Source organism: Prauserella marina (assembly GCF_002240355.1).
Classification (GTDB): Bacteria; Actinomycetota; Actinomycetes; order Mycobacteriales; family Pseudonocardiaceae; genus Prauserella_A; species Prauserella_A marina.
Window position 1 is genome coordinate 141,862 of record NZ_CP016353.1, and the last position, 25,597, is coordinate 167,458.

The 25,597-nt window shown below is 67.8% G+C and carries 25 protein-coding genes; 11 read left to right on the forward strand and 14 right to left on the reverse strand.

Going from position 1 to position 25,597, the window contains the following annotated elements:
- Positions 1-12: 12 nt before the first annotated feature.
- A complete protein-coding gene (locus tag BAY61_RS00700) occupies positions 13-1,236 on the forward strand; it encodes a hypothetical protein (protein ID WP_091801153.1) in 1,224 nt (407 codons plus the stop codon).
- Positions 1,237-1,247: 11 nt separating this feature from the next.
- Here BAY61_RS00700 and BAY61_RS32700 read toward each other — a convergent pair whose 3' ends face one another.
- From BAY61_RS32700 to BAY61_RS00715, 4 genes are all read right to left on the reverse strand, one after another.
- Positions 1,248-1,418 (reverse strand): hypothetical protein, encoded by a 171-nt coding sequence (locus tag BAY61_RS32700; protein WP_170140115.1) that lies wholly within the window; start codon positions 1,416-1,418, stop codon positions 1,248-1,250.
- Between the two features lie 177 nt (positions 1,419-1,595).
- Positions 1,596-4,154, reverse strand: coding sequence for an AfsR/SARP family transcriptional regulator (locus tag BAY61_RS00705; protein ID WP_170140116.1), 2,559 nt, complete (start codon positions 4,152-4,154; stop codon positions 1,596-1,598).
- A 78-nt stretch (positions 4,155-4,232) separates the two neighbouring features.
- Entirely contained in the window at positions 4,233-5,165 is a 933-nt protein-coding gene (gene coaA / locus BAY61_RS00710; RefSeq protein WP_091801159.1) for a type I pantothenate kinase, read from the reverse strand.
- A 126-nt stretch (positions 5,166-5,291) separates the two neighbouring features.
- Positions 5,292-5,906: a macro domain-containing protein gene (locus BAY61_RS00715; protein WP_091801162.1), complete on the reverse strand. Its 615-nt coding sequence runs from the start codon at positions 5,904-5,906 to the stop codon at positions 5,292-5,294.
- 88 nt (positions 5,907-5,994) lie between these two features.
- On the opposite strand from BAY61_RS00715, the gene pheA reads away from it, so the two are divergent.
- The gene (gene pheA / locus BAY61_RS00720; RefSeq protein WP_091801165.1) at positions 5,995-6,906 is read left to right on the forward strand and encodes a prephenate dehydratase; all 912 of its coding nucleotides are present in this window, start codon (positions 5,995-5,997) and stop codon (positions 6,904-6,906) included.
- 281 nt (positions 6,907-7,187) lie between these two features.
- Entirely contained in the window at positions 7,188-7,811 is a 624-nt protein-coding gene (locus BAY61_RS00725; RefSeq protein ID WP_091801169.1) for a histidine phosphatase family protein, read from the forward strand.
- Positions 7,812-7,867: 56 nt separating this feature from the next.
- On the opposite strand, the gene tenA is transcribed toward BAY61_RS00725, so the two are convergent.
- Positions 7,868-8,506, reverse strand: coding sequence for a thiaminase II (gene tenA, locus BAY61_RS00730; RefSeq protein WP_091802419.1), 639 nt, complete (start codon positions 8,504-8,506; stop codon positions 7,868-7,870).
- A 142-nt stretch (positions 8,507-8,648) separates the two neighbouring features.
- On the opposite strand from tenA, the gene BAY61_RS00735 reads away from it, so the two are divergent.
- Positions 8,649-9,314 carry a DUF4232 domain-containing protein gene (locus BAY61_RS00735; RefSeq protein ID WP_338061457.1) on the forward strand — a complete coding sequence of 222 codons (666 nt, stop codon included), beginning with the start codon at positions 8,649-8,651 and terminating at the stop codon, positions 9,312-9,314.
- Here the strand turns inward: BAY61_RS00735 and BAY61_RS00740 are convergent.
- Genes BAY61_RS00740 through BAY61_RS00750 form a run of 3 tightly spaced genes read right to left on the reverse strand, consistent with a single transcriptional unit; the run spans position 9,307 to position 11,948 of the window.
- The gene (locus BAY61_RS00740) at positions 9,307-10,509 is read right to left on the reverse strand and encodes an MFS transporter (RefSeq protein WP_091801172.1); all 1,203 of its coding nucleotides are present in this window, start codon (positions 10,507-10,509) and stop codon (positions 9,307-9,309) included. The two genes, BAY61_RS00735 and BAY61_RS00740, sit on opposite strands and share 8 nt — an antisense overlap.
- Before the next feature lie 46 nt (positions 10,510-10,555).
- On the reverse strand, positions 10,556-10,906 hold the full coding sequence (locus tag BAY61_RS00745) for a metallopeptidase family protein (protein ID WP_091802424.1): 351 nt from the start codon (positions 10,904-10,906) through the stop codon (positions 10,556-10,558).
- Positions 10,907-10,910: 4 nt separating this feature from the next.
- Positions 10,911-11,948 carry a septum formation family protein gene (locus BAY61_RS00750; RefSeq protein ID WP_091801175.1) on the reverse strand — a complete coding sequence of 346 codons (1,038 nt, stop codon included), beginning with the start codon at positions 11,946-11,948 and terminating at the stop codon, positions 10,911-10,913.
- An 87-nt stretch (positions 11,949-12,035) separates the two neighbouring features.
- Between BAY61_RS00750 and BAY61_RS00755 the strand changes: the two genes are divergently transcribed.
- From BAY61_RS00755 to BAY61_RS00770, 4 genes are read left to right on the forward strand one after another with little or no spacing between them, the layout of a single operon-like run.
- Positions 12,036-12,641: a hypothetical protein gene (locus tag BAY61_RS00755; protein ID WP_091801178.1), complete on the forward strand. Its 606-nt coding sequence runs from the start codon at positions 12,036-12,038 to the stop codon at positions 12,639-12,641.
- On the forward strand, positions 12,642-13,808 hold the full coding sequence (locus BAY61_RS00760; RefSeq protein WP_091801181.1) for a glutathionylspermidine synthase family protein: 1,167 nt from the start codon (positions 12,642-12,644) through the stop codon (positions 13,806-13,808).
- A gap of 41 nt (positions 13,809-13,849) precedes the next feature.
- On the forward strand, positions 13,850-14,296 hold the full coding sequence (locus BAY61_RS00765) for a DUF350 domain-containing protein (RefSeq protein WP_091801184.1): 447 nt from the start codon (positions 13,850-13,852) through the stop codon (positions 14,294-14,296).
- A 16-nt stretch (positions 14,297-14,312) separates the two neighbouring features.
- The gene (locus BAY61_RS00770; protein ID WP_091801186.1) at positions 14,313-15,224 is read left to right on the forward strand and encodes a haloalkane dehalogenase; all 912 of its coding nucleotides are present in this window, start codon (positions 14,313-14,315) and stop codon (positions 15,222-15,224) included.
- 8 nt (positions 15,225-15,232) lie between these two features.
- On the opposite strand, the gene BAY61_RS00775 is transcribed toward BAY61_RS00770, so the two are convergent.
- Both BAY61_RS00775 and BAY61_RS00780 read right to left on the reverse strand, forming a co-directional pair.
- Positions 15,233-15,565: an ArsR/SmtB family transcription factor gene (locus BAY61_RS00775; protein WP_091801189.1), complete on the reverse strand. Its 333-nt coding sequence runs from the start codon at positions 15,563-15,565 to the stop codon at positions 15,233-15,235.
- The gene (locus tag BAY61_RS00780; protein ID WP_091801192.1) at positions 15,562-16,008 is read right to left on the reverse strand and encodes an SRPBCC domain-containing protein; all 447 of its coding nucleotides are present in this window, start codon (positions 16,006-16,008) and stop codon (positions 15,562-15,564) included. The genes BAY61_RS00775 and BAY61_RS00780 overlap by 4 nt, the downstream gene beginning before the upstream one ends.
- 105 nt (positions 16,009-16,113) lie before the next feature.
- On the opposite strand from BAY61_RS00780, the gene serS reads away from it, so the two are divergent.
- From serS to BAY61_RS00795, 3 genes are all read left to right on the forward strand, one after another.
- Positions 16,114-17,382, forward strand: coding sequence for a serine--tRNA ligase (gene serS / locus BAY61_RS00785; RefSeq protein ID WP_091801195.1), 1,269 nt, complete (start codon positions 16,114-16,116; stop codon positions 17,380-17,382).
- A 98-nt stretch (positions 17,383-17,480) separates the two neighbouring features.
- Complete coding sequence (locus BAY61_RS00790; protein ID WP_091801198.1) at positions 17,481-18,500, forward strand: DUF3558 family protein; 1,020 nt, start codon at positions 17,481-17,483, stop codon at positions 18,498-18,500.
- A 41-nt stretch (positions 18,501-18,541) separates the two neighbouring features.
- Entirely contained in the window at positions 18,542-19,060 is a 519-nt protein-coding gene (locus tag BAY61_RS00795; RefSeq protein WP_091801202.1) for a GNAT family N-acetyltransferase, read from the forward strand.
- Here BAY61_RS00795 and lhgO read toward each other — a convergent pair.
- From lhgO to BAY61_RS00815, 4 genes are all read right to left on the reverse strand, one after another.
- Positions 19,047-20,237 (reverse strand): L-2-hydroxyglutarate oxidase, encoded by a 1,191-nt coding sequence (lhgO, locus tag BAY61_RS00800; RefSeq protein ID WP_091801204.1) that lies wholly within the window; start codon positions 20,235-20,237, stop codon positions 19,047-19,049. The genes BAY61_RS00795 and lhgO overlap by 14 nt on opposite strands.
- 10 nt (positions 20,238-20,247) lie before the next feature.
- A complete protein-coding gene (locus BAY61_RS00805; RefSeq protein WP_091801207.1) occupies positions 20,248-21,783 on the reverse strand; it encodes an MFS transporter in 1,536 nt (511 codons plus the stop codon).
- Between the two features lie 122 nt (positions 21,784-21,905).
- Positions 21,906-22,367: a hypothetical protein gene (locus BAY61_RS00810; RefSeq protein ID WP_091801210.1), complete on the reverse strand. Its 462-nt coding sequence runs from the start codon at positions 22,365-22,367 to the stop codon at positions 21,906-21,908.
- Positions 22,368-22,417: 50 nt separating this feature from the next.
- Positions 22,418-25,597 (reverse strand): AfsR/SARP family transcriptional regulator, encoded by a 3,180-nt coding sequence (locus BAY61_RS00815; protein WP_091801213.1) that lies wholly within the window; start codon positions 25,595-25,597, stop codon positions 22,418-22,420.

Genomic DNA, 25,597 nt, shown 5'->3' on the forward strand with positions numbered 1-25,597 from the left:
CACGATGTGCGGGTGACCCCCCAATCGGACCTGCGTTCGTTCCTCCGTTCGCTCGATTCGGCGCGGCTTGCCGATCTGCTGTGTGAGCACGCCGAGCGGGACCACGAACTGCGCGACAGACTGCTCGCGATGGCGGAGGGGCCCGCGGCTGGTGACCTGGCCGAGGTCAGTGACCTGCTGGACACGGCGGTGAGAACCGCGGAGTCGGTACAGATCGCGTCGGTACTCGACACGCTCCAGCGGTTGCTCGACTCGGGAACGCGGGCCGACGTCGCCCCGCTCGCCCGGCGCGCGGTCGACAAGATCACCGCCGCTCTCGGCGACCTCGACGACCCGTCCGGCGCCATCGCCGATCACCTCGATCGTGCCGTCGCGCTGTACGCGAGGGCGTGTGCCGCCCATCCGCCCGAACCGGCCGAACTCGCTGGCTGGCTGCTCGGCACGGCGTTCGACCGGCCGGTGTGGCCCAACATCTCCCTCGTCGACTTCGCGGAGGCACTGGGGGAGAAGGGACTCATGCTCATCAAGTCCACTGTGGACGAAGTGTTGGCCGAGCGGGCCGGTGACGAGAGCCGCAGGGCGACGGCGAGACGGCTGAACGAGCAGCACGCCGAGGTCACCGGTGACGTCGACACGGTGATCGCGATGCTGTCGGAACAGTTGCCCCGCATCGATGTCAGTCTGCGGATCGTGCGGATACTGCGGGCAGCGGGCAGGCACGCTGAGGCGATCGCGCACGCGGCGACCGCGCTCGGCACCGAAAACGGTGCGCGGAGAGGAAAGCCGATAGCGGCGCTGGAGAGAGCGAGCAGGCGGCGAGCCGAGGCGGCAGCCGAAACTGCCGATCCTGTCGAGAAAGAGCAGGAGGACGAGGAAGTCCCGACAGTCGCCGAGCCCGCCGAGGAGTCGACTGACCCGGTCGAGGCGGTGCGGGAACTGCTCGCCGAAGGCAAGGCCGACGAAGCGTGGAAGCTCGCCACGCGGGAGGAATCCGCCGTGCTGATCCCGCTGTACCGGGAGCACATCGACGGGTTGATCGGCCGGAAGGACGCGCAGCACTACGTGACGGCCGCTGCCCAGCTTCGCAGACTGCGCACGCTGCACCGGAAAGCGGAAACCAGTGAGGAATTCGGTGAGTACCTCGCGGGGCTCGTCGAGGAGCACCGGCGGAAGACGAGACTGATCGAGGAGATCCGGAAGGCGCGGATCGCGCTGCCGAAAACCGGTGGCAGGTGATCCGCGCCTGATCAGGGAGTCGGTGTCGTCGGTGTCGTCGTGTTGGACAGCGCGCGCCGTTTCTTGTGGTCGGCGTTGTTTCGCGCGTCGTCGAAGTCCAGCACGAAGGCACCGAATGCCATGGCCAGTAGTACAGCGATACCGAGGATCGCGCCGATCCAGGTAAGGATGATGGATACCATCGGTGTTGCCTCCCCCCTGCTCAAGGGCATGTTTCTTACTCACAAGGGTCACTGGAGGCGAGGGCTTGTGCTATCGGCCAACCGGTTAATGCTCCGGGGTCGATATCGGCCGATCGGACGAGGAGGCCGGGTCCGAATCGCCCCGGCCGGACGACCAAGGACGACATGGGACGCGGCTCAGCGCACCGGCCGACGCCCGGTCAGGGCCTGTAGTTCGTCACCGACGCGGGCGGTGACCCGTTGCCACGGCTCGCTGCCGAGCCGTTCCCAGTGCGCGACCGCCTCCGGCAGCAGTGCCGCCGCCTCGGCCTGCCTGCCGAGGCGGACGAGCGCGGCGGCCAGTGTCGTGGTCGCGGGGCCCAGCACGAGCGAAGCCTGAGCTGCCTTGGCTTCCGCGCGGGCGTCGAGCAGTATCGCGGCGCCCTCGCTCAGGTCGTGCGCGACCTCCGCCTCACCCTGCGCGTAGCGGGCGAACGCGAGCCGGCTCGGTGCACCCGATTCCTCGGCGAGGGAACGCGCGGCGTTCGCCCTCGTTCGTGCTTCACCCGTATCGCCCCTGGTCGTCGCGAGCAGGGAGAGCATCGCGGTGGCTTCGGAGAGGCAGGCGGAGGGCAATCCTTCGAGTTCGAGGACGTCGAGGCAGGCCCGCTCCGCGCGCTCAGGCAGGGAAAGGTCGCGACAGGACAGTGCGATGGTCGACAGCGCGAGGTACTTCTCCTCGGCGCTCGTCGCCGCCGTGTGCGCCTTTTCGGCAAGTGACAACGCATCGGGCGCCGCGCCGAATCGCAGTGCGGCTTTCGCCCCGGCCCCGAGCAGCAAAGTGTGTTCGGACAATCCCGGAATGTCTCGCCACGCGAGCTGCCACTGCACCGCGTGAATGTCCACTTCGGAGCGATGAGGGAAGAGCAGTCCCGTCCTGCCGCACAGATCCGCGGCGAGCGCGGGTTCCTCGTGGCAAGCCCAGTTCAGCGCACCGATGATGTCCTTGGCCGCGTTCAGTACCGATCTCGTCGCGGCGAGTTCGTCCGGTCCTTTCGCGGCCTTTGCCGACGAGGTGACGAGATCGAGGCACCAGCGCGCGTGCCGGTCACGGACCTTGCTCTCCTGGTGGGAGCCACGCAGTCCTCGGGCCGCGACCTGCCAGACGAGTTCCGGCGCCCGGTACCTGGTCGCGGCGCCAGCCGCGTCCGTCACGGCGAGCAGTCCGGTCGTGGCGAGACTGGCTACCGCGGAGTCCGAGCCGGTCACGGCCTCGGCAGCCGTCCTGTCGAATTCGCCGTGGAAGACCGCGAGCGCGGCGAGCAGTTCCCGCTGTTGAACGTCCAGTCGCTCGACCGACCAGGTGACCACGTCGTTCGGCAGCGCGGGAAGGTCGTCCAGACCTTCGGTGGCGACGTGGGCCGCCGCCAGTTCGATGCCGAGCGGAAGGCCATCGACGGTGCGAAGCCATTCCCTGATCCGGTCGAGCTGGGCGTCGGTCGCCGCGAAACCCGGCCTGATGGCGTGTGCTCGCCGCACCAGCAGCGCGCGTACCTCGTCCCAGGTTTCGAGCCCGGTCAGCGGCAGCACCCGCTCGCCGCCGAGACCGAGCGGAACCCTGCTCGTCGCCACCACCGTGCTCGCCATGGTCTCGCTGTCCCGAAACACTGCCGTGAGCAGTTCGCGTACCGCGTCGAGTACGTGCTCGCAGTTGTCGATGACGAGCACCGTCCTGCGGCTGGTCAGCTCATCGGTGATCGCGGCGACCAGCGCGGCGACGGATCCCGGGGCGTGCACTCCGAGCGCGGCGGCGACGGCGAGCACTACCCCATCGGAGTCCACTGTGCACAGTTCAACGAGGACGACCGGATCGGTGAACAGGGGAAGGATTTGCCGCAGCAGCCGGGTTTTGCCGACCCCGCCCTGCCCTGTCACGGTGAGCAGCCGCTCGTTGGCGACCAGTGCGAGCAGCCGATCGCACTCCCGTTGTCTTCCGATGAACGAGCCTGACCCGCATTCCGCGGGATGGGGCTTCGCGAGCAGGTGAGCCCGCAGTTCGGCCGAGGGCTCGGTGTGCAGCTTGCTTTCGAGTCGTTCGCGCATGGATTCGTAGGCCATGGCGGCTTCCTCCTCGCGGCCTTGTCCCCGAAGCGCGTGCATGAGCAGCGTGGTCGTCCGCTGGCGAAACGGTTCCGCCGTCAGAACGTCGAGCAGCCTCGCGATGGCGAGTTCCGGTTGCCCCGCCGACAGTTCGTGCATGGCGAGCGTTTCGATGGCCTCCAGCCTCAGTTCACCGAGGCGTAGTGCCTGAGGGTGGGCGAGCCCGTCACGCCGCAGTTCCGGGTAGGCAGGCGCCCTCCACAATGCGAGTGCCCTGGTGAGCAGGGTCGTCGCCCGTTGAGAACGGCTGCGTAGCGCGACCGCGACGAGACGTTCGAACCGGACGGCGTCGATCCGGCGCGGTTCGACGCGCAGTACGCAGCTCTGCCCTTCCCACGAGACGTCGCCGTCACCGGCCAGCAGGGTGCGCAACCTGGAAAGCCGGGATTCGAGCGAATCCCTCGCGTGTGCGGGTGGTTCGGCGCCCCAGCCCGCTTCGATCAGGGTGTCGACCGGCACCGGTGTGTTGGCGTGCACGACGAGGCAGGCGAGCACGGCGGTGAGACAGGAGTCGTTGATCGGGACGTCGTTGCCCCTTCGCCGGAGCCGCAGCGGACCGAGGACTTGCACGACGAAGCCGCTCATCCGGTCGGTCACACAGGACATCTTCGCCGGAAAAGCCGGAAGATCCAGGGCCAGTCAGGTGACGCTCACCCGTGGAGGGGAGCCGAAAGCTCAGAGTTTGCGAAGGCGAACGCGGTTGATCGAGTGGTCGGCGTCCTTGCGCAACACCAGCGTCGCCCTCGGCCTCGTCGGCCTGATGTTCGCCATCAGGTTCGGCCCGTTGATCGTCTTCCACAGATGCCGCGCCTCGATGCGTGCCTCGTCGTCGGGCAGGCTCGCGAAGTGGTGGAAGTGGGAATTCGGGTCGGAGAACGCCGTGTGCCGGAGTTCGAGGAAACGGTCGATGTACCACCGCTCGATGTCGGCGGTGTGCGCGTCGACGTAGATCGAGAAGTCGAACAGGTCGGACACCGTCAGGCTGGGGCCTGGCTGGAGCACGTTGAGGCCCTCAAGAATGAGGATGTCCGGCTTGTGCACCACCTGCTCCTCGCCGGGAAGGATGTCGTAGGCGAGGTGGGAATAGACGGGGGCGCGCACCTCGTCGGCGCCGGACTTCACGTCGGTGACGAACCGCAGCAGCGCCCTGCGGTCGTAGCTCTCGGGGAATCCCTTGCGGTGCATGATGCCCCTGCGCATCAGCTCCGTGCGCGGATAGAGGAACCCGTCCGTCGTCACCAGGTCGACGCTGGGGTGATCGGGCCAGCGGGCGAGCAACGTGCGCAGGATGCGCGCCGTCGTCGACTTGCCGACGGCGACACTGCCCGCGACACCGATGATGAACGGCACCTTGGTGCCATGCGCGTCCTCACCGAGAAACGTGGTGGTGGCCTCGTACAGTCGTTGTCGTGCCGCGACCTGCAAGTTTATCAATCTCGACAGCGGAAGATAGACCTCCGCGACCTCGTTCAGGTCGATTTGCTCGCCGAGTCCCCTGAGCTTCATCAGCTCGCTCGCCGTGAGCGGCAATGGCGTCGAGCGACGCAATTCACGCCACTGATCGCGCTGCAACTCGACATATGGGCTCAGCTCACGGACCCGTGGCATTCGCTCACTCCTCGCCCGTCGATGGGCCGGCGCCGTACATCTGTGTAACGCGCATTCAACGGTAGGGCTTACCGGCGGAAAACGCGCTGTGACCTTCTCCACGCCGGATGTGCTTGCCCTTGGCGATCAGGAAGCGACGAACACGTCGTCCCATGCGGCCGACACCTGGCGCGCGCACGTCTGCGGCGGCACCCCGCCGACACCGGTGCCGAGGCCGGGCATGGCGATCGTGTCGACGGACTCGCGGACCTCCGCGCCGTGTTCGAAGCGGCCGTCGCGCCACAACAAGAAGACAGCCCTTGCCGCGAGATAGGGGTGGACGGTGTCCGGAGGAAGCTGCTCGCCTGGCTCCCGCATCGTCGGTGCCGCGATGAGCCATTCCGGGATGACCTCGCCGGTCGGGACGACGACGGCTTCGCCGATGGGCAACTCCCCGCCGTGGTAGGCAAGCACCGCGCTGCGCACGTTCTGTTCGACCTCGGGAAAAGCCCTCGCGTAGACGGCGTCCACACCGCCCCGCATCCAGCCGTAGGAATTGGCGGGGCTGACTACCGCCTGCGCGGGAACGTCGAGTACCGATCCTTGATGGACTCTCACCGGACCGGACACGGCCTCCAGCACCGATTCCCACGCTCGGGTCAAGGGCTCGTCCACGGCACACAGCACCAGTTCCGGCGCGCGCTGCCGATCTTCACCAACGGATCCGCAGCGGCTGGAGCGCATGTCCGATTCGGCGGTCACGCCTACAGCATGGCAAAGAATGCGCGCCAAGTAACCACATTCACGACCGGCTATGCGAGTGAAAGTGCTCTCACCGTAGCCTGACCCGGTGCCACGGATCGCCTACTTCGGGCCTCAGGGAACGTTCACCGAGCAGGCCGCGCGGGTGCTCGCCGCAGCGGAGGACGAACTGCTGCCGGTCGAGACCATCGGAGCCGCGCTGAGTGCCGTCCGCGACGGTGAGTGTGACGCCGCCTGTGTGCCGGTGGAGAACTCCGTCGAAGGCCCTGTCAGTGCCACGCTGGACGGACTCGCCGAACGAGCCCCGCTCGTCGCGACGGCCGAAGCGTTGCTGCCCGTGCATTTCAGTGTGCTGACGCGCGAGGATGTCGGCACCGTTCGTACCGTCGCGAGTCACCCGCACGCGCTCGCGCAGGTTCGGGAATGGATCGAGCGCAACCTTCCCGAAGCGCGAACCGTCGTCTCGTCCTCCACCGCGGCGGCGGCGGTCGCCGTCCAGCGAGGGGAGTACGACGCCGCCGTCACGGCACCGGTCGCCGTCGAGCACTATCCACTTCGGGTACTCGCCACCGAGGTTGCCGACGTCGCGGATGCCAGGACCAGATTCCTGTTGCTGCGCCCGCCGGGCAGGCTGCCCGAGCCGACCGGCGCCGACCGCACGTCCATTGTGGCCGCGGCGGCCAACCGCACCGGGGCGCTCGCTGAACTGCTCGCCGAACTCGCGACGAGGGGCATCAACCTCACGCGGCTCGACGCACGGCCCATCAAGGGAAACTTCGGGCTCTACCGGTTCTTCATCGACTTCGAGGGGCATGTCGCCGAGACCCGTATCGGCGATGCGCTCGCCGCGCTGCGGAGGCGGTGCAACAACGTGCGGTTCCTCGGCTCGCATCCGCGAGCGGACGGGGTCGAGGCCACCATCGATCCCGGCGCCGCGAACCAGGACTTCGATGAGGCTTTTGATTGGGTAGCCGCCGTGCGCGCGGGTTCGTCGGCTTGATCGGTTCGTCGGTGGTGGGCGCGTGCGGTGTCCGTTTGGGTGGTGGTGGGAGACGGGTGGGCGGGTAGCCGCCGTGCGCGCGGGTTCGTCGGCTTGATCGGTTCGTCGGTGGTGGGCGCGTGCGGTGTCCGTTTGGGTGGTGGTGGGAGACGGGTGGGCGGCTGGCCGCCGTGCGCGCGGGTTCGTCGGCTTGAGATGTGGGTTTTCCCGCATCGTTCCAAGGCGCCGAGCGGGCGCTGGTAGACAGGCATCACCACCGTCACTTACCTGGGGGTCGCAGCATGCGGTTGTACCTCGTCCGGCACGCCGAGAGCGAAGCCAACATCCTCAAGATCCTGAACAGCGCGCTGCCCGGCCCTCCGTTGACCGAACTGGGGCATTCGCAGGCGAGCGGCCTCGTGGAGCGGTTGAGCGGCGAGCCGATCGCTGCCGTCTACGCCTCCCGTGCGACGAGGGCACAGCAGACCGCGACCCCGCTCGCCACGTCGTTGGCGATGAGCGTGCAGGTCGTCGACGGCATTCAGGAGGTCTTCGTCGGCGACCTCGAAGACAGGGGTGACCAGGAAGCCCTCATGTCGTACTTCACGACGGCGCGGGCGTGGGCGAGCGGCGACCTGTCGATGGGCATGCCTGGCGGCGAGACCGGTGAGCAGGTGCGCACCCGTTTCGTTTCCGCGATCGATGGGCTGCACGCCAAGCACGCCGACGTCGACGCCGACAAGGCCATCGTCGTGGTCAGCCACGGTGGGGCGATCCGGCTCGGCGCGGAGTGGCTTGCCGACAACGTCGGCCAGGAACTCGCGGGCAAGGAACTGCTCGACAACACGGCGATGGTCCGCTTCGAGTCACTGGCCGACGGCCGCTGGCGCTGCCTCGACTGGGCAGGCAGCCCCATTCGCGGCTAGGTCGGGTCTGATGAACCTCTGCCGTGCGAGCGGGCTACGGGTTTGTCGGACACGACCTAACCGCGAAGGTGCGTCGTGGGCCACGACTCCATCCGGTAGGCGCTGTCCCAGAACATCCACTCGTACTCGCATGCCCTGGTGAACGCGGCCGACATTCTGGCGACCGTGTGCTCGTCGGCGAGTTCCGCTGCCTTGTCCACCTCGGCGATGCAGGTGCGGACGGAGGCGGCGAAGTCGTCGTCGGCGTAGGTGTCGATCCACGCTTGGTACGGGTTGTCGCTCGCTCCGGTGCGCCGCTGTCGTTCGAGGATCGCCGTGCCGACGTCGTGGTAGATCCAGAAACACGGCAGTAGCGCGGCGATGAGTTCCGCGTAGCCCTCCGTCTGCGCGACGGCAAGCAGATACGACGTGTAACCGAGGCAGGTCGGGGAGGTCTCGATGGCCGCGAGATCGGCTTCGCCGAGGCCGAATCGTTCGAAGTAGCTCTCGTGCAGGGCCCGTTCGACGAGTACCGCTTCCCTGGCGGCTCCGGCGAAGAAGGCGAGCGCGGAGGGGTCGGGTGCCTTCGCGGCGGCTACCGAGAGTGCTCGACCGAACCCGATCAGGTAGCGGGCGTCCTGCGCGAGATAGAACTGGAAGCGATCCCTGCCGAGCGTGCCCTCGGCGAGTTCGGCGTTGAACGGCAGGTCGAGCATCGCTTTCCGCAGGTTCGCGGTGCGCTTCCAGTTGTCGTTACAAATCCTGACATAGTATCCAGCCTTCGAGTTGGAAACCAACGCAACCCTCCGTGTGTGCCAGGCGTCCTGTGGGTAGTCACCCAGCACAGGGAGGCGAGTGATGACCATCATGCGCGTTAACGTCTCGAAGACAGCGACGGTCGTGGTCGGAGCGGCGGCACTGGCATTGGCCCTGACCGCATGCGGCCAGGGCGGCGGGGCCACCGGCGGCGAGGCGCGGACACTCTCGGCGCCACCGACATCGTCCGTCCCCCACGACACGACACCACCGGCGACAGCGAATACGCAGGATCCGCAGACCACGGCACCTAACAGTCCGGCTTCGGTGCGGAACAAGGCGGGGCACGCCGCGTTGTGCACCTCCTCGGAGCTGCGGCTCTCGCTCGGCCATGGCGACGCGGCGGCCGGAACCCAATACCGGCCGCTCCAGTTCACCAACGCGGGCGGCGCACCATGCGTGATCCAGGGCTTTCCCGGCGTTTCCTACGTGACCGGCGACGAAGGACGCCAGGTCGGCCCCGCCGCGGAACGCAATGGTGCGAAGGGGCCCGCGATCACGCTCAACCCCGGCGACGTCGCCTCAGCCGACGTCGGGTTCGTGCAGGTACAAAACTACGACGCCTCGGCATGCAACCCGACCGAGGTGAGGGGGCTTCGCGTCTATCCGCCGCAGGAAACGCAGGCGATGTTCGTCGAAGCGCCCGGCACCGGGTGCGACACGGGTGACCTGCCAGGCAACCAGCTCACCGTGAGCACCATCAAGTAGGACTGGACGGCCGGAAGCTCACGAGCGCGACGGCCGCAAGGGCGAGCAGTAGCCCGCCCGAGATGGCGAAGGTCGTGCTGGGGCTGCCGAGCAGGTCGGTGAGCACGCCGCCGAGCAGCGCGCCGACCGGGATGGCACCCCACACGATCGTTCGCCACACCCCGAGCACCCTGCCGAGCAGTTCGCCGGGGACCAGTTCGTGCCGCGCGGTCGCGAGCATCACGTTGACCACGACGACGGCGCCCGCGAACAGACCGAACAACACCGAGGACAGCACGGGGTCGCCTGAAAGGCCCATGCCGCCGAAACCGATCGCGGCCGTCACGATTCCGCTGACCAGGACGGCTCTACGGCCGAGGCGGCCGAGCAGCCTCGGCGCGATGGCCGCGCCCGCGAGCCCGCCGATGCCACCGACGAAGGCGAAGACGCCGAACGCCGCCGGTTCGAGGCCGAGGTCTTCCAGCGCGTACAGCACGAGCTGGGCTTGAGCGAACTCGGTCACCAGGCTGAACAAGCCGGCGATGAGCACGAGGCGCAGCAGCAGGCTGTTGCCCCTCAACCAGCGCAAGCCTTCGCCGAGGTCGGCTTTCAGCGAGCGCTGCGCCGAGGAGGGTTTCGGCCGGAAGCTCCCCGCAACGGCCATCATCAGCGCGGCGCCGATTGCGAAAGCGAACGAGTTCAGCAGGAACGGCATCGCGGCGAACAACGCGAACGTCAGGCTGCCGATTGGCCCGCCGAGGAAAGTCTGCCCGAGGATTTCCGTGGCCTGGAGCTTGCTGTTGGCGCCTGCCAGCTTGCCCCTTTCACCGACGACGGAGGGGATCAGCACGTTGGCCGCGCTGTCGGCGACCGTCTCCGCGGCGCCCACCAGCAACGCGGCGGCGTACACCGCCCAGATCGACACCGCGTCGAGCAGCACGAGCGTGGCCATGGCGCCGACCGCCGCCGCACGGGCGAGGTTGGCGTACACGATGGCCTTGCGCCGGTCGATCCTGTCGAGCAGCGCGCCCGCGAGCACGGCGAACAACAGCCACGGCACGAACTGCGCCGCGGACAACCCCGCGATGAGCAAGGGATCGCGGGTGACCGTTGTGGCCAGCAGCGGGAAGGCGACCTTGCCGATGCCGTCCCCGAGGTTGGTCACCGCGCTGGAGCCGAGCAGCCAGTTCAGGCCGCGGGAGGATCTGTCACGCATCAGCGCCCGCGAGGGGAAAGGCTTCTCGGCCGCACCCTGATCGGTCTCATCCCCAGCCGAGTTCGTGCAGTTTCGCGTCGTCGATGCCGAAGTGGTGCGCGATCTCGTGTACGACGGTGATCAGTACTTCTTCGACCACCTGTTCCTCGGTGTCGCACATGCCGAGGATCGGCTGCCGGTAGATGGAGATCCGGTCGGGCAGGACGCCACCGTAGTCGTGGCCGCGCTCGGTGAGCGCGATCCCGTGATAAAGGCCGAGGATGTCCGGTTCCTCTTCGTTGTGTTCCTCGACGAGCACCACGACATTGTCCATGGCCTGCGCGAACGCGGGCGGTACGGCGTCGAGCGCCTCGCTGACCAGCTCCTCGAAGCGGGACAGGCTCATGTCCACCGGCATCGTTTCAGCCACCGTTCGCTTCGGAAGGCTCACCCTGCTCCTGGCCGCCCGGCTCCTGGCCACCGGAATTGCCCTCCGAATTGCCCTCCGACTCCTTCGGTGCTTCGGACTCGGGCGGCTTCTCTTCCTTGCCGATGCTGCCGCGCACGGGCGCGAGCCCCGAGTCGTCCTCCAGCTTCGCGGCCACCTTGCAGTTGACCAGCGTCGACCCGGCGTCCCAGCTCTCTTGTTCCCGTAGGTCCCAGGTCAGGATCAAGCCCTTGTCCCTGAGGTCGGCCCCGCCCGTGTACTTCTCGGCGATGCGGGAGCACTCCGTGTCCAGCCACGCCGTCTGGTCGTCGGTGGAGGGGTACTCCTCGAATTCCTTCGTGAGGTCCACCAGCCCGATGATCTCGTAGGAATGCTCTTCGGAGCAGGAGACCGGATCGCCGACGGTCTTGCCGTCGAGCGCGAGGCAGGTGCCCTCCTCCCACACGTCGGACTGGTTCTCGTCGGCGGCCTTGCCTTCGAGCGGCTGTAGTTCGCCGCCCGGCGCGACCCGCTGTATGCCGCAGTGCAGCTTGCGGTCGCCTTCCCTCCACTGCTCGGCATCGGGGCGCAGCACGCCGACGGTGAGCTTGCCGAACGGGTCGAGCGGCTTGTCGAGGTATTCCTCGGCGCTCGTTCCGCACCGTTCCTCCGACAGTTCCCGCCACGTTTCGTCGTCGGGTGAGCGGGCTCCCTTCGGAAATTTGTCGGAGATATCGGCCACACCGACGACCTCGAACAGGTGCTCCTCCTCGCAGGAGACGGTCCGTACGTCGCTCGCGTCCGCCGCGGTCCAGGTGAGGCAGCTCCCCGGTGGCGAACTGAACGCTTCTCGCTTCTTCTCCTGCGTTTGCTGGGCCGCCTGCTGTGCGAGTTCGGTTTCGCTGGTAAAACCCCAGGAAAAGACCCAGCTCAACGACATCGCGACGATGGCGCCGATGAATACGCCGACCATGAGCACGCGGGTTCGCAGTGCTCGTCTGTTCGGCGAAAGCTGGTCGGACTCGTCGGGCATCGCGGTCCATGATGCCTGTTCGTGACTGGCCGCGCCCCAGGAGTCGATAGGGTGAAGGGGCGCCAGCCCGCGGTAACGGAGTGCTCGATGACGGACGAAAGCTCCTCCAACGAGGAACAGAACGAGGAACAGCAACCTCGCAAGCGCGGCTCGATGCGGTTTCAGGACGCGGAGAGTACGAAGCCGAGGGAGCCGACGCTCGCCGAGCAACGCGCCCGGCGCAGGGCGCTGCTCGAAGAGAAGGAACGTGAGGCCGCCGAGGAACAGGCGAGGGCCGACGCCGACCGCAAGGCCGGAACGCGGCGCAAGGTGTTCATCGGCAGCGGTGTCACCGTCGGTCTGGTCGGTCTGGTCGCCGGGTGGTACCTGGTGGCGACTCCCGACGAGGTGACAGCCGTGTGCACCGATGCCAACGGCACCGTCGTGGAGAACGACGACTACTGCGACGAGGATTACGTCGCGAGCCAGGGCGGCTATACGTCTGGCGGTTTCGTGTTCCTGCCGATCGTCGGCGGCGGTTACCAACAGTACCGGTACAACTACGGTGGGACGGGCGCGGTGGGCAGTACCGTCTCCGGCGGTTCGTACAGCAAGCCTGCCAACGCCAACATCAGCACCAAGTCGGGCAAGACCGTGCAGCGTGGTGGGTTCGGCATCAGCGGCGGCAGCTTCGGTAAGAGCGGAGGCTCGTAGGTGCACAGGGAATCCAGCGCGCCACGGCGCGACTGGAAACGGATCGTCGAGGAACAAGGGCTGATCTTCGGTACACCCGCCCGGTATGGCACTGGGCAGTCGCGCCCCTACTGGGACGAGTCGGTGCACTACGTGCTGGAGATGGAGGACGTGCTCTCCGTCGAGGCCGACGTCGAGTTGCTGCACTCGATGTGCCTCGAAGCCGTCGACCACGTCGTGCTGACCGAGCGCTACGCGGAGTTCGGCCTTCCGGAATGGGTGTGGCCGCACATCGCGGAGTCGTGGAAGCGCAGGGATCCGCACGTGTACGGGCGCTTCGATCTGCGTTACGACGGCAGGAGCCCAGCGAAGCTGCTTGAGTACAACGCGGACACGCCGACGTCACTGCTGGAGGCCGCCGTGCTCCAGTGGCATTGGAAGACCACCGTCTTTCCCGACGACGACCAGTGGAACTCCATCCACGAGCGGCTCGTGGAGCGGTGGCAGGCGCTCGGAGTCGACCTGCCCTCGCCGGAGGTGCACTTCACGTGGTCGAGCGCCGACGCGAGCGGCGAGGACCACATCACGACGTCCTACCTGCAGGAGACGGCTGCCGAGGCCGGTCTCGACACCGTCGGCCTCGCCATCGAGGAGATCGGCTGGGATCCGCTGCTCAAGCGCTTCGTCGATCTTGAGGAAGCGCCGATGAACACCGTCATGAAGATGTACCCGTGGGAATGGGTCATCGAGGAGGAGTTCGGCAAGTACGCCGCCGAATCCATTCCGCAGACCCTGTGGGTCGAGCCGCTGTGGAAGATGCTGCTCTCCAACAAGGCGATCCTCGCCGTGCTGTGGGAGAACTACCCCGGCCACCCGAATCTGCTTCCCGCCTTCAACGACCAGCCCGGCCTGCTCACCGAGTACGTGCGCAAGCCGAAGCTGGGCAGGGAGGGCGCAAACGTGCAGATCGTCGCGACCGGCTACGAGACCGAGACCAGCGGTGTCTACGGTGCGGAAGGCTACGTCTACCAGGCGTTCGATCCGCTGCCCGAGTTCGACGGTTACCGTCCCGCGCTGGGCGCCTGGATCGTCGGCGACGATTCGGCAGGGCTCGGCATCAGGGAGACGGCGGGGCTCGTCACCGACGACGGTGCCGCGTTCGTTCCCCACCGCATCCCTGAATCGTGATAGACCACGCGAAACGACCGAGCTAACCCTGGAGACCCCCCGTGCTCGTTGCACTGTCCGACACCTTCGGCTCCGACCTCGCGCGAGGGATCGGCGCCATCCTGCTGTACGCGATCGTCGGCCTCGTCCTGATGTTCATCGGCTTCTATGCGATCGATTTCACGACGCCGGGCAAACTGTCCGAGCTGGTGAGGTCAGGGCTTCCGAACGCGGTCATCATCACGGCTTCCGGGATGCTCTCGATGGCGTTCATCATCGTCGTCGCCATCTGGTCCTCGTCGAGTGATCTCGCGGAGGGCCTGATCCTTTCGCTGGTCTACGGCCTGATCGGCATCATCGCGCAGGTCGTCGCGGTGCGATTGCTCGAATTCGTCACCCGCATCGACGTGCGCTCCACCATCGAGAGCGAGAAGTTCGCCCCGGCCAGCTTCGTCGTCGCGTCGGCCCACGTCGCTCTCGGTCTGGTGGTAGCAGTCGCCATCTCCTGAACAGTACGGTTGAGGCGTGCGGCTACTACGGACTCCAGACGACCGCTTCGCCGACCTTCCCGACTTCGATTTCCCCGACCTCTACGCCGACCTCGACAATCCGCTTTCCGGGATCGTCAGGGTCGGCTATGTGGAGGCAGGGCCCGCCGACGGTCCCGTCGTGCTTCTGTTGCACGGCGAGCCGACTTGGTCGTTCCTCTACCGGAGCATGCTGCCGGTACTGGCCGAAGCGGGTATCAGGGCCATCGCTCCCGACCTCGTCGGGTTCGGCAGATCCGACAAGCCGGTCGAGGTCGGCGACCACAGCTACGCCCAGCACGTCGAGTGGATGAGGGCGTTCGCTTTCGACGCGCTCGATCTTCGTGACGTCACCCTGGTCGGCCAGGACTGGGGTGGGTTGATCGGCCTTCGGCTCGTCGCGGAGCACCCCGATCGCTTCGCCGGTGTCGTCGCGGCCAACACGGGCCTGCCCACCGGCGAGGAAGGCATGCCTGCCGCATGGTGGGCCTTCCACGACGCCGTGCAGAAGGCGCCCGTTCTCGACGTCGCCCGCTTCGTGCAGTCCGGCTGCCGCACGAGGAAGCTGTCCGAAGCGGAGCGGGTCGCCTACGACGCGCCGTTTCCCAACGAGATGTACAAGGCGGGGCCTCGCGCGATGCCGGGGCTCGTCCCGACCAGCGCGAACGACCCCGCGAGCGCGGCGAACAAGGCGGCGTGGCAGACGCTGCGGCAACTCGACATTCCGTTCCTGTGCGCCTTCGGGGACAGCGACCCGATCACCGCCGCCATGAAGCCGCTCCTCGCCGACGCCGTCCCCGGTGCGGCGGGAAGGGCGCACACCGACATCGCCGATGCAGGGCATTTCCTGCAAGAGGACGCCGGCGAGGAGCTGGCACGCGTCGTCGCCGATTTCGTTCGTTCGCGCTGACCCCGCGCTCAGTCCTTTTCGGCCGCGCGCTTGATCGCGGCGAGGCGGTTTTCCCACTCGCTCGCGAGCGCGCTCATCCAATGCGCCGTCGCGTCGAGCGTGTCGGAGCGGGGGCGGTAACGGACCTCTCGGCCCACCCTGTCCGACGACACCAGCCCAGCCTCGCCGAGCAGGCCGAGGTGTTTGACGATGGCTTGGCGAGAGACCGGGAGGTCGGCCGCGAGTGCCGAGGCGCTGGCTTCCCCTCTCGCGACGAGCGCGTCGAGCAGCGCCCTTCGCGTCGGGTCGGCGAGCGCGCCGAGAACCGCGTCGACCGAGGAGTGCTCTGGCGAGGTGGTCATCCCTCTACCGACTTCTTCAGCGCGTCGAGCTGTTCCTCCCAGCCGTACGTGTTGTCCGAGACGGCGCGCTCGGCCATCGCGGAAGGCAGCGAGGCGAATCCGGATTCGACGACGTGGAGCAGGGTGCTGCCGTCCTGCCGCTCGGTGAGGGTGAACTCGACGAGCGTCGAGTTGCCTTCGCCGGGTTCGGCGCCTTCCTGCGCGCTGGCCCAGCGATAGCTGAGCAAGCTGGGGTGATCGGCCTTCTCGATCGTGATGGGGAAGCTGCCTTCCTTCGCGCTGTGCGCGACGAAGCGGTCGCCTGCTTTGGGGTCGATCGTGCCGAGGTTGCCTTCGTCGACCCAGAAGAAGGTGACGAGCGTGCTCCACACGCGCTCCCTCGTGGCATTGATGACGATGTCCTTTTCGATGCGGTCGGTGCTGCCGGATGGGTCGGAGTGCATGGCTGGCTCCTTCGTGACGGATTGATCTGCAACTCCATGGTTGCACAAGAAAGCTAGTTGGTGCAACCGATGAGTTGCAGATAGGTTCCGACTACCCTCGGTACCGTGATTGACCCCAGGACTCTGCGCGAAGACCCGGACGTCGTGCGCGCTTCGCAGCGCGCCCGAGGTGAAGACGAGGGCGTCGTCGACAAACTGCTGTCCCTCGACGCTCAGCGCAGGTCCTCCATCGCCAGTGCCGACAAGCTGCGTGCCGAACAGAAGCAACTCGGCAAGCGCATCGGCAAGGCAGGCGGTGACGAGCGCGAAGCGCTGCTCGCCGAGGGCAAGGACCTCGCGGCCAAGGTCAAGACGGCCGAAGCCGAGCAGTCCCGCGCGAGCGACGAGTTCGACGAACTGCACCGGTTGCTGCCCAACGTCGTGCACCCCGCCGCCCCCGCGGGCGGCGAGGACGACTACACCGTGCTCAAGCACGTCGGCACGCCGAGGGAATTCGACTTCACCCCGCGCGACCACCTCGAACTCGGCGAGGGAATCGGCGCCATCGACATGGAGCGTGGCGCCAAGGTCTCCGGCGCCCGCTTCTACTTCCTGACCGGAGTCGGTGCCCAGCTCCAGCTCGGGCTGCTGAACATGGCCGCGATGCAGGCGGCCGAACGCGGCTTCCAGCTCATGATTCCTCCAGTGCTCGTGCGGCCGGAGATCATGGCGGGCACCGGTTTCCTCGGCGCGCACTCCTCGGAGGTCTACCACCTCGCCGACGACGACCTCTACCTCGTCGGCACCTCGGAGGTGCCGCTTGCCGGATACCACTCCGACGAGATCCTCGACCTCGGCAAGGGCGCCCTGCGCTACGCGGGCTGGTCCTCGTGCTTCCGCCGCGAGGCGGGCTCCTACGGCAAGGACACACGCGGCATCATCAGGGTGCACCAGTTCGACAAGGTCGAGATGTTCGTGTTCTGCAAGCCGGAGGATGCCGAGGACGAACACCAGCGGCTGCTCGGCTGGGAAGAGGACATGCTCACCAAGATCGACGTGCCCTACCGCGTCATCGACACGGCGGCAGGCGACCTCGGCACCAGCGCCGCCCGCAAGTTCGACTGCGAGGCGTGGATCCCGACCCAGCAGGCATACCGCGAGCTGACCTCGACGTCGAACTGCACGACCTACCAGGCGCGCAGGCTCGGCGTCCGCTACCGCGACGAGAACGGGCGGCCACAGACCTCGGCCACGCTCAACGGCACGCTTGCTACGACGCGCTGGATCGTAGCCATCCTCGAAAACCACCAGCTCGCGGACGGATCGGTGCGCGTACCGGAGGCCATGCGGCCGTTCCTCGGCGGCAGGGAAGTGCTGGTGCCCACGGACCGGTAGCGCTGCGCGGATCATTCCGAGTAGCACCGGTGCCCTGACGAGAGCACTACGCTGGCACCGGCAATACGGGACGGCGACACGTACTGGGGGGAACAGAGGTGGCCTGCACCAAGCGGACCTCGTCAGCCGTTGGCTTGCTGCTGGTCTTGCTGGTGACGGCGGGACTTTCCGCGTGCACGAGCATGGTCGGCGGCTCGGCCGTACCCGTCGCGGAGCAGGAGCCACCCTCGAACGAGGCGCCGCCCGGCGAGCCGTGTGCCCTGCTGAGCCCCGAGGAGGCGACCGGTCTGGGACTCGTGGCGGAAGGCGAGTTCACCGCAGGCGATCCGGCACAGCTCATGCCGCCGAACTGCGATTGGGCCCGAGCCGACCCGAACGACGATCGTTCGACGCCCAGCGTGGGCTACGAGATCGAGTTCACGATGGCCGAGTACTTCAACGGCGACGAGCCGGTGGAAACGCTGGAGTTCGGTGGCCTCGACTGGGGTCGCTACGAGGATGCGCTCGGCGGTGACTCCGTCTGCTTCCTCGCGACGGAGCTGGACAACGGCTCGTTCGTCGTCCTGGTCACGAGCGACTTCGGTGACGAGAGCAAGGCGTGCGACGTCGCGAAGGAGGTGGCGCCCTACGTCGCGTCGCACCTTCCCGGTGGTGAGCAGGCGCCGCCGCCTCCCACGACCGAGGAACCGGAGCCGAGTTCGCTCGCCACCGCCGACGCCTGCACGTTCCTCGCTCCGAAAGAAGCCGAGCAGCTCGGTTTCAGCGGCGCGCCCGAACCACTCGAAGGTCTTCCCGAGAGCGACATTCCTCCCGGCTGCCAGTGGGACGACACCGACGGCGAAGGCGGGATCAAGGCGCTCGACCTCAACGCGGGCGATCTGCCGGAGAGCGAATGGCCGTATGCGGACGAGGCGACCGAGCAGGTGAAGGCCGGCGACTTCACCTGGAACATCACTCCGCACACCGGCGGTATCGAGCCCAACTGCCAGGCGACGATGACCTTCACGGAGACCTCGTCGGTCAAGCTCGCGAGCGGCAATCTCGACGACCCGAAGAAGGCGTGCGACAAGGTCAAGGAAGCGATTCCGCTGGTGACGGCCAACCTGCCGCAGCCGTAAATTCGGTTGTCGCCTTCACTGCCGAAGGGCAGGGTTGGCGCGTGCTGATCCGCAGGGAAACCGCCGCCGATGTCGACGCCATCAGAGACGTGCATCGCTCGGCTTTCGCCAATTCAGAGGGAACCGAGCCCGTCGAAGCAGGGCTCGTCGACGCGCTGCGCGCGGACGTCGGCTGGTTGCCCGAGCTTTCGCTCGTCGCGCTCGACCCCGGCGACCAGACCGTGTGCGGGCACGTCGTGTGCACGAGGGGCACCGTGGCCGGAAGGCCGGCTCTCGGCCTTGGTCCGCTCGGCGTCGTCGAGCGCGGCCAGTCGCAAGGCGTCGGCAGCGCGTTGATGCACGCCGTCCTCGGTGCGGCCGACGCGCTCGGCGAACAGCTCGTCGTGCTGCTCGGGCACACCGGCTACTACCCGAGATTCGGGTTCGTTCCGGCATCGGGACTCGGTATCACCGCGCCAGACCCGAGCTGGGGCGACCACTTCCAGGCCAGGCCGCTTTCCTCCTACGACAGCGGGCTGCGGGGCGAATTCGGCTACGCCAAGCCGTTCACCGAACTGTAGTCACCGCTCCCGCGACGTACTTCGCGATCTCAAGCGCGCTCGTCGCGGCCGGAGACGGAGCGTTGAGCACGTGTACCTGGCGCGGCGCGGTCTCGATGAGGAAATCGTCGACAAGCGAGCCGTCCGGCGACATGGCCTGTGCCCTGACGCCCGAACCGTGTCTGACGATGTCGTCGTCCCCGACGGCGGGCACCAGTCGCCGCAGGCTTGCCGCGAACCGGCTGACCGAAAGCGAACGACGGATTTCCTCGTAGCCGACGGGGAAGGCGTATTTCCCCGCGAGGCGCCACGTGCCAGGGAAGAGCGCGACCTCGGCGAGGTCGGAGGCCGAGACGTCCCGCCAGCGGTAGCCCTCACGGCGTAGTGCGAGGACGGCGTTGGGACCGGCGTGCACGCTGCCGTCGAGCATCCTCGTCAGGTGCACGCCGAGAAACGGCAGCGTCGGATCGGGTACCGGATAGATCAGGCCGCGCACCAGGTGCCTGCGGTGCGGCTTCAGCTCGAAGTACTCGCCTCGAAACGGCACGATACGAGCCCGGGGAGTGAGCCCGGCCAGCCTCGCCACCCGGTCGGAGTGCAGTCCGGCGCAGTTGACCAGCACGTCCGCCTTCAGCACCTCGGAACCGGTGGCGACCTCGACGCCGCCGTTCGCGCCGGTGCGGATGCCGAGCGCTGGTGTGCCGAGCCGGAGCGACGCACCGGCCTCGGTCAGCCGCGAGACCAGTGCGGAACACACCCCTGGAAAGTCGATGACGCCGGTCGACTCGACCCGCAGCGCCCGCACACACGACACCTCCGGCTCGTACTCGCGAGCCTCCTCCTTGCCGATGAGCCGTGCGGGAACCCCGTTGGCCTCCGCACGCTCGGCCAGCACGCCGAGCGCTGGCAACTCGCTCTCCGACGTCGCGACGACCAACTTGCCGCACACGTCGACGGCGACGCCGTTGTCCTTGGCGAAGCGGACGATCGATCGGTTGCCCTCCACCGACATGCGAGCCTTGAACGAGCCTGGCTTGTAGTAGAGACCCGCGTGCACGACTCCGGAATTGTGTCCGGTCTGGTGCGCTGCCCAGCGGTTTTCCTTTTCCAGCACGGTGACGGCCGAGCCTCGTGTGCTCAGCTCGGCCGCGACGGCCAGCCCGATGATCCCGCCACCGATGACGATCACTCGACCCACCCGGCGCAGCCTACGCCGGTTCGACCATCTTTTCGCTGTCCCCGCTCGCCGGAATTCTCCTCAGCAACAGTGCGGCGCCGACGCTGACGCAGGTGAGCACGACAGCGCCGACAAGCACCGTGACGTGCAGCCCGGAAACGTAGGCCGTCGCCGCCGCGTCGGCCAGTTGTCCGCCGAGTGGGGCCGGAAGTCCTTCCGCGACGGCCATCGCGCCGCCGAGGGTGTCGCTCGCCGCGCTCGCCGCCGCGTCGGGAACGCCGTCGGGGAGCGTGTCTTCCAGCCCCGACCGGTAGACGGCGACCCCGATGCTGCCGAGCACGGCCATGCCGAGCGCGCCGCCGAACTCGGTCCCCGTCTCGGAAATCGCCGAGGCCGCGCCTGCCCGTTCCGGCGGTGCGCTGGCGACGACGAGATCCGTGGCAAGCGCGATCGCGGAGCCGACGCCCACCGCGATCGCGGTACTTCCGGCGACGAGCAACGGGAGCCCGCCGTCGACGTCGATTCCGGTGATGAGCCCGAAACCGGCCGCCGCGATCACCATGCCTCCCGCGACGAGGAACCCCGGCCGTACCCGCCGCGCGAGCAAAGCGGCCATCGTCGTACCGATGGCCATGCCGACGAACGTCGGTGCGGACCACAGTGCCGCGGTGAACGGGCGCATGCCGAGCACGAGTTGCAGGTACTGCGCCGAGGCGAAGCTGAGTCCCATGACGGCGAACAGCGCGAGCACGCAGATTCCGATGGCAGCACCGAATTCGCGTTGGCCGAACAGCCCGAGGTCGATCATGGGATGGCTGAGTGTGCGTTGCCTCAGTACGAAAAGCACTCCGACGAGCACACCGGCCACAATGGACACGACAGGCGCGAGTGAGACACCCGACTCCGCGAACTGCTTGATGCCGTTGATCACCGGAAGTACCGCCGCGAGCGACAGAACGGCGCTGAGTACGTCGAACCGGCCGGGGTTCGGATTGACGTGCTCAGGCAGCAGGATCGGGCCGAGTACGAGCAACAGCACCATCGCGGGCACGTTGATGAGGAAGACCGAGCCCCACCAGAAATGTTCGAGCAACAGGCCGCCGACGATAGGGCCGAGCGCGGCACCACCGGCGAATCCCGCCGTCCACAGCGAGATGGCGAGTGTGCGTTGCTTCGCGTCGTGGAACATGTTCCTGATCAACGACAGCGTGCTCGGTGCCAGCGTCGCGCCGCCGATACCCAGCAGCGCGCGTGCGACGATCAGCCACTCCGCGCTCGGGGCGTATGCGGTGAGTATCGATGCCGCCCCGAAGACGCCCGCGCCGATGAGCAGCAGGCGCCGCCTCCCGATGCGGTCACCGATCGAGCCCATGGTGATCAGCAGACCGGCGAGCAGGAAGCCGTACACGTCGGCGATCCAGAGTTGCTGCGTGCTCGTGGGCTCAAGATCGGCACTCAGGAACGGCAACGCGAAGAACAGCACGGACATGTCCATGGCGACGAGCAGGCACGGCAGCAGCAGCACGGCGAGTCCTGCCCACTCCCGCCTTCCAGCGGTCCCGGTCATCGGTGATCACCGGTCCCGGTGAGGATGTCGTTCATGATCCCCACCGTGAAGCCGGTCGCTGACCGTTCTCGCACCAAGCGCTGACGAGCGCTGACGGTGCCGGGGAAGCGCTGAAACCGAGGTCAGGTCAGGACGGATCGCTTCAGCATGGTGCGGCAGTACCACCAGAAGGCGAGCGTCAGCAGCGCGATGCCGACGTCCCAGAGGTTCGTGAACGCACCGAGAGCGGCCCACCTGTCCAGGAACGCGAACGTGATCAGCATCAGCACTACTTGGGCACTGATGGCGGTTAGTGCCACCGCGACCGCGAGCCGCGACCGGAAGAACAGCAATACCGGCGCGATGAGGCCGGCGACGACGTTGATCGTCCAGATGATCTTGATGACCAGCGGGTAGTCGGTGAAGTAGGCGATCGCGTCATCGCCCCACCCTTGGGAGTGGATGTAGTCGACGTTCGGTTCGAGAAGGCTGAGGTAGTCCCGAGCACCGGCAAGGTAAAGCGCGAGCATCGCGATCCCGGCGGCCCAGAGATGCCATGGAGTCTTATGCCGCGTTGATTTTCTCGCGGAGTCGGCGTTCTCCATGGTCACTCATGCTAGTGATGATCTTCGCGACGGACGGCGGAAATACGCATCTAACCGGATTTCAGTGCGGTGCGGATGCCTGCTTCGGCGAGTTCGAGCGCGGCGGGATGGCTCATCGCGGCGCCGGTGGCGTGCGCGGCGAGGTAGCCGGAGGAACCGAGCGCGGCGCGCGCCTGCCCCTCGACTCGCTCGACGTCGGCGTCACCGGCGACCGCGAGCCCTCGTAGCGCGGTCGCCGCACCGAGCAAGGTCGCCGCGAGCCGGGGGTCGGCAGCGACGACAAGCCCCGCGAGGGCTTCCACCGCGCCACCGGCGCCCGGCAGATCCGATCTGCCGACAGCCGAGCTGATGACGCCGCTGAAGGACTCGGCGGCCAGCCGGGACTCGCCCCTTGCCGCCGCGATACGGCCCGCCGTGATCCTCACCTGGTCGCGCACGCCGTCGAAGGAGAAGTGACCGGCTGGGCACCTGGTCAGCGCCAGCTCGCATTCACGTTCGGCTTCCGGCAGGTCACCCCGCTGCCTCGCCAGCTCCGCGAGCCCGTGATGTGCGAGTGCGAAGACGTCCATCGTCCCCGACCTCTCCGCGATCCCGGCCGCCCTGCGGTAGCCGGTCATCGCGGCGGCTCGCTCGCCGGCGTGACGCAGGGCCGTCGCCTTCACGCACAGAATCTCGGCGAGGTCCTCGGAAGCCGCGAGCTGCTCTGTCAGTTCGATGGCTTCGTTCATGAGCGAGACGCAGCGCTGATGATCACCGCGCCAGCCCGCGATCCTGCCGAGTTCGACCAGAGCGAGCGAACAGCCCCAGCGGTCGCCGAGCTCGCGGAATCGCCGTAGCGACTCGGCGAGTTCGGTTTCGGCAACCGCGACCTTGCCGCCGTACAGCGCGACCAGTGCCCTTCCGAGGTGACGCAGCGCGATGGTCCACGGCGCCCGCAGCGGCACCGTGTCGTGGCGCAGCAACAGCGAGTCGGTGACGGCGCCCCTCGGTATCCCGTTGGCCGCTCCCCACAGCAGAAGGAGGAACGGGTACTTCGGCGGAGCCGCGATGCGGTCGGCGATCTCGTCGACGGCGGCCAGATGGTCCGCGATGACAGGCCCGTCGGGGTTGCCGAGTTCGTTGAGATTGCCGCCGTAGGACGTCGACAGGACACACATCGTGTATTCCTCGGCCAGCCCTTCCGGTCCTCCTCGCGGCAGCGTCGCGAGCAGCCGGGTCGTGTGCTCCGCGCCCTCCCCGCGTCGCCCGGTCAGCCACCAGTAGGGCAGCAGCGTCGCGACGAGGCGAAGGGCGAGCCGCTGATCGGTCTCGCGAGCCCAGTCGAGCGCCGATTGCAGGTTGTCGAGTTCGGCGTCGAGCCTGCCGAGCCATTCGAGCTGGTCTCCGCCGCGAAGATAGGGCGCGGCCTGCTCCGCGAGCGCGAGGAAGCGCTCGGCGTGACCACGGCGCAGCCGGTCGGCCGAACCGGTCTCGGCGAGCCGTTCGAGCGCGAAGGCCCTGATCGTCTCCAGCATCCGGTACCGGCCGTCCGCGGTCAGCTCGACGATCGACTTGTCGACGAGATCCGCGAGTACCTCGGGTACGGACGCGTCCTTTACTCGCGGCAGCAGCGCGCCGACCGGGGTGAGATCGGCAAGGCTCGCGCCGCCGACGAACACCGCCATTGCCATGGCCAGCTCACGTTCGCGCTCCTCCAGCAGCTCCCAGCTCCACTCGACGACCGAGCGCAGCGTGCGGTGCCGCTCGGGCGCCGTCCTGCTGCCCCTCGACAACAAAGCGAACCGGTCGTCGAGCCTCGCTGCCAGCTCGTCGATCGGCAGTGACCGGGTTCGCGCCGCCGCGAGTTCGATGGCGAGCGGCAGTCCGTCGAGCGCACCGCAGATCCGGCTGAGTGCGGTGGCGTTGTCGCTGGTCAGCCGGAATCCGGGCAGTACGGCCGCCGCCCGCTCCACGAAGAGGGTGACCGCCGCGTACCGCGCTGCCTCTTCGGCGTCGGCGGCAAGGGGAGGAACCGCGAGCTGGGGTACCGGAAGGAGTGTTTCGCCCGTGATGCCGAGTGCTTCCCTGCTGGTCGTGAGCAACGTGACCGAGGCGCACCTGGCGAGAAGACGCGCCGCGAGCGTGGCGACCGAAGCGACGACGTGCTCGCAGTTGTCGAGCACGAGCAGTAGCCGCCTGTCCGCGATCGCGTTCACCAGCCGGTCGAGCGGTGCCTGCCGCGCGCCCGCTCTTCGCGCGCTGAGGATGCCCTCGCGCACGCCGAGCGCGTCGAGCACCGCGCTCGCGACCTCGTCGGCAGAGCCGTGTTGCGGCACGGCGGCCAACTCCGCGAAGAACACCTCACCGCGTTGCCGGAAAGCCGCCTCGATCGCGAGCCTCGTCTTTCCTGTCCCGCCAGGTCCGGTGAGAGTGACGAGGCGTTCGGCGGACAGTGCCGCGTCGAGCCCGCCGAGTTCGGCTTCGCGGCCGACGAACCGGGTGAGCTGCTTCGGAAGGTGGGTCGTCGGCGCGGTGCCGACGTCCGTGCGCAGCGCCGCGAGGTGGGCCTCTCGCAGCGGCGCCGACGGCTCCGTGCCGAGCTGGTCCACCAGCAGCCGTCTTGCGGCATCGAAGGCCGATAGCGCTTCGGCGACTCGGCCTTCGAGGCGAAGAGCGGTGACGAGCTGGGCGTGGAAGCCTTCGCGCAACGGATATTCGGCGACGAGTTTTCGCAGCTCGCCGACCAGCCCACCGAGTTGGCCCTCCGCGAGGTCGGCGGCGATCCGGTACTCGACGGCCGTGCACCACAGCTCGGTGAGCCTCGCCGCTTCCGGTTCCGGCACCTCAGCGGCGACGGCGCCTCGCCACAGGGCGAGCCCTGTTCGCAGCGTGGTCGCCGCGACGCCGGTGTCTCCCGCGTCGAGCGCGGCCTTGCCCCGCGTAAGCAACTGCTCGAAGGCTCCGGCGTCGATGTCGCCTTCGGCTACGGCGAGCAGGTAACCGCCCCGCCGGTGTTCGACGAGATCCGGCAACGCCCGCCTCAGCCGCGAGACCTGCGATTGCAGCGCGTTGGCGGCTCCGTGTGGCGGGCTCGCGCCGTAGATGCCGTCGACCAGCCGGTCCGCTGAGATGACTTTTCCGGCGTCCATCAGCAGCAACGCGAGCAAGGTGCGCACCGTCGGGCCGCCGACGGACACCTCGGCATCGTCGGGTCCCCGCACGTCGAGCGGGCCGAGGATGCCGAAGCGCAT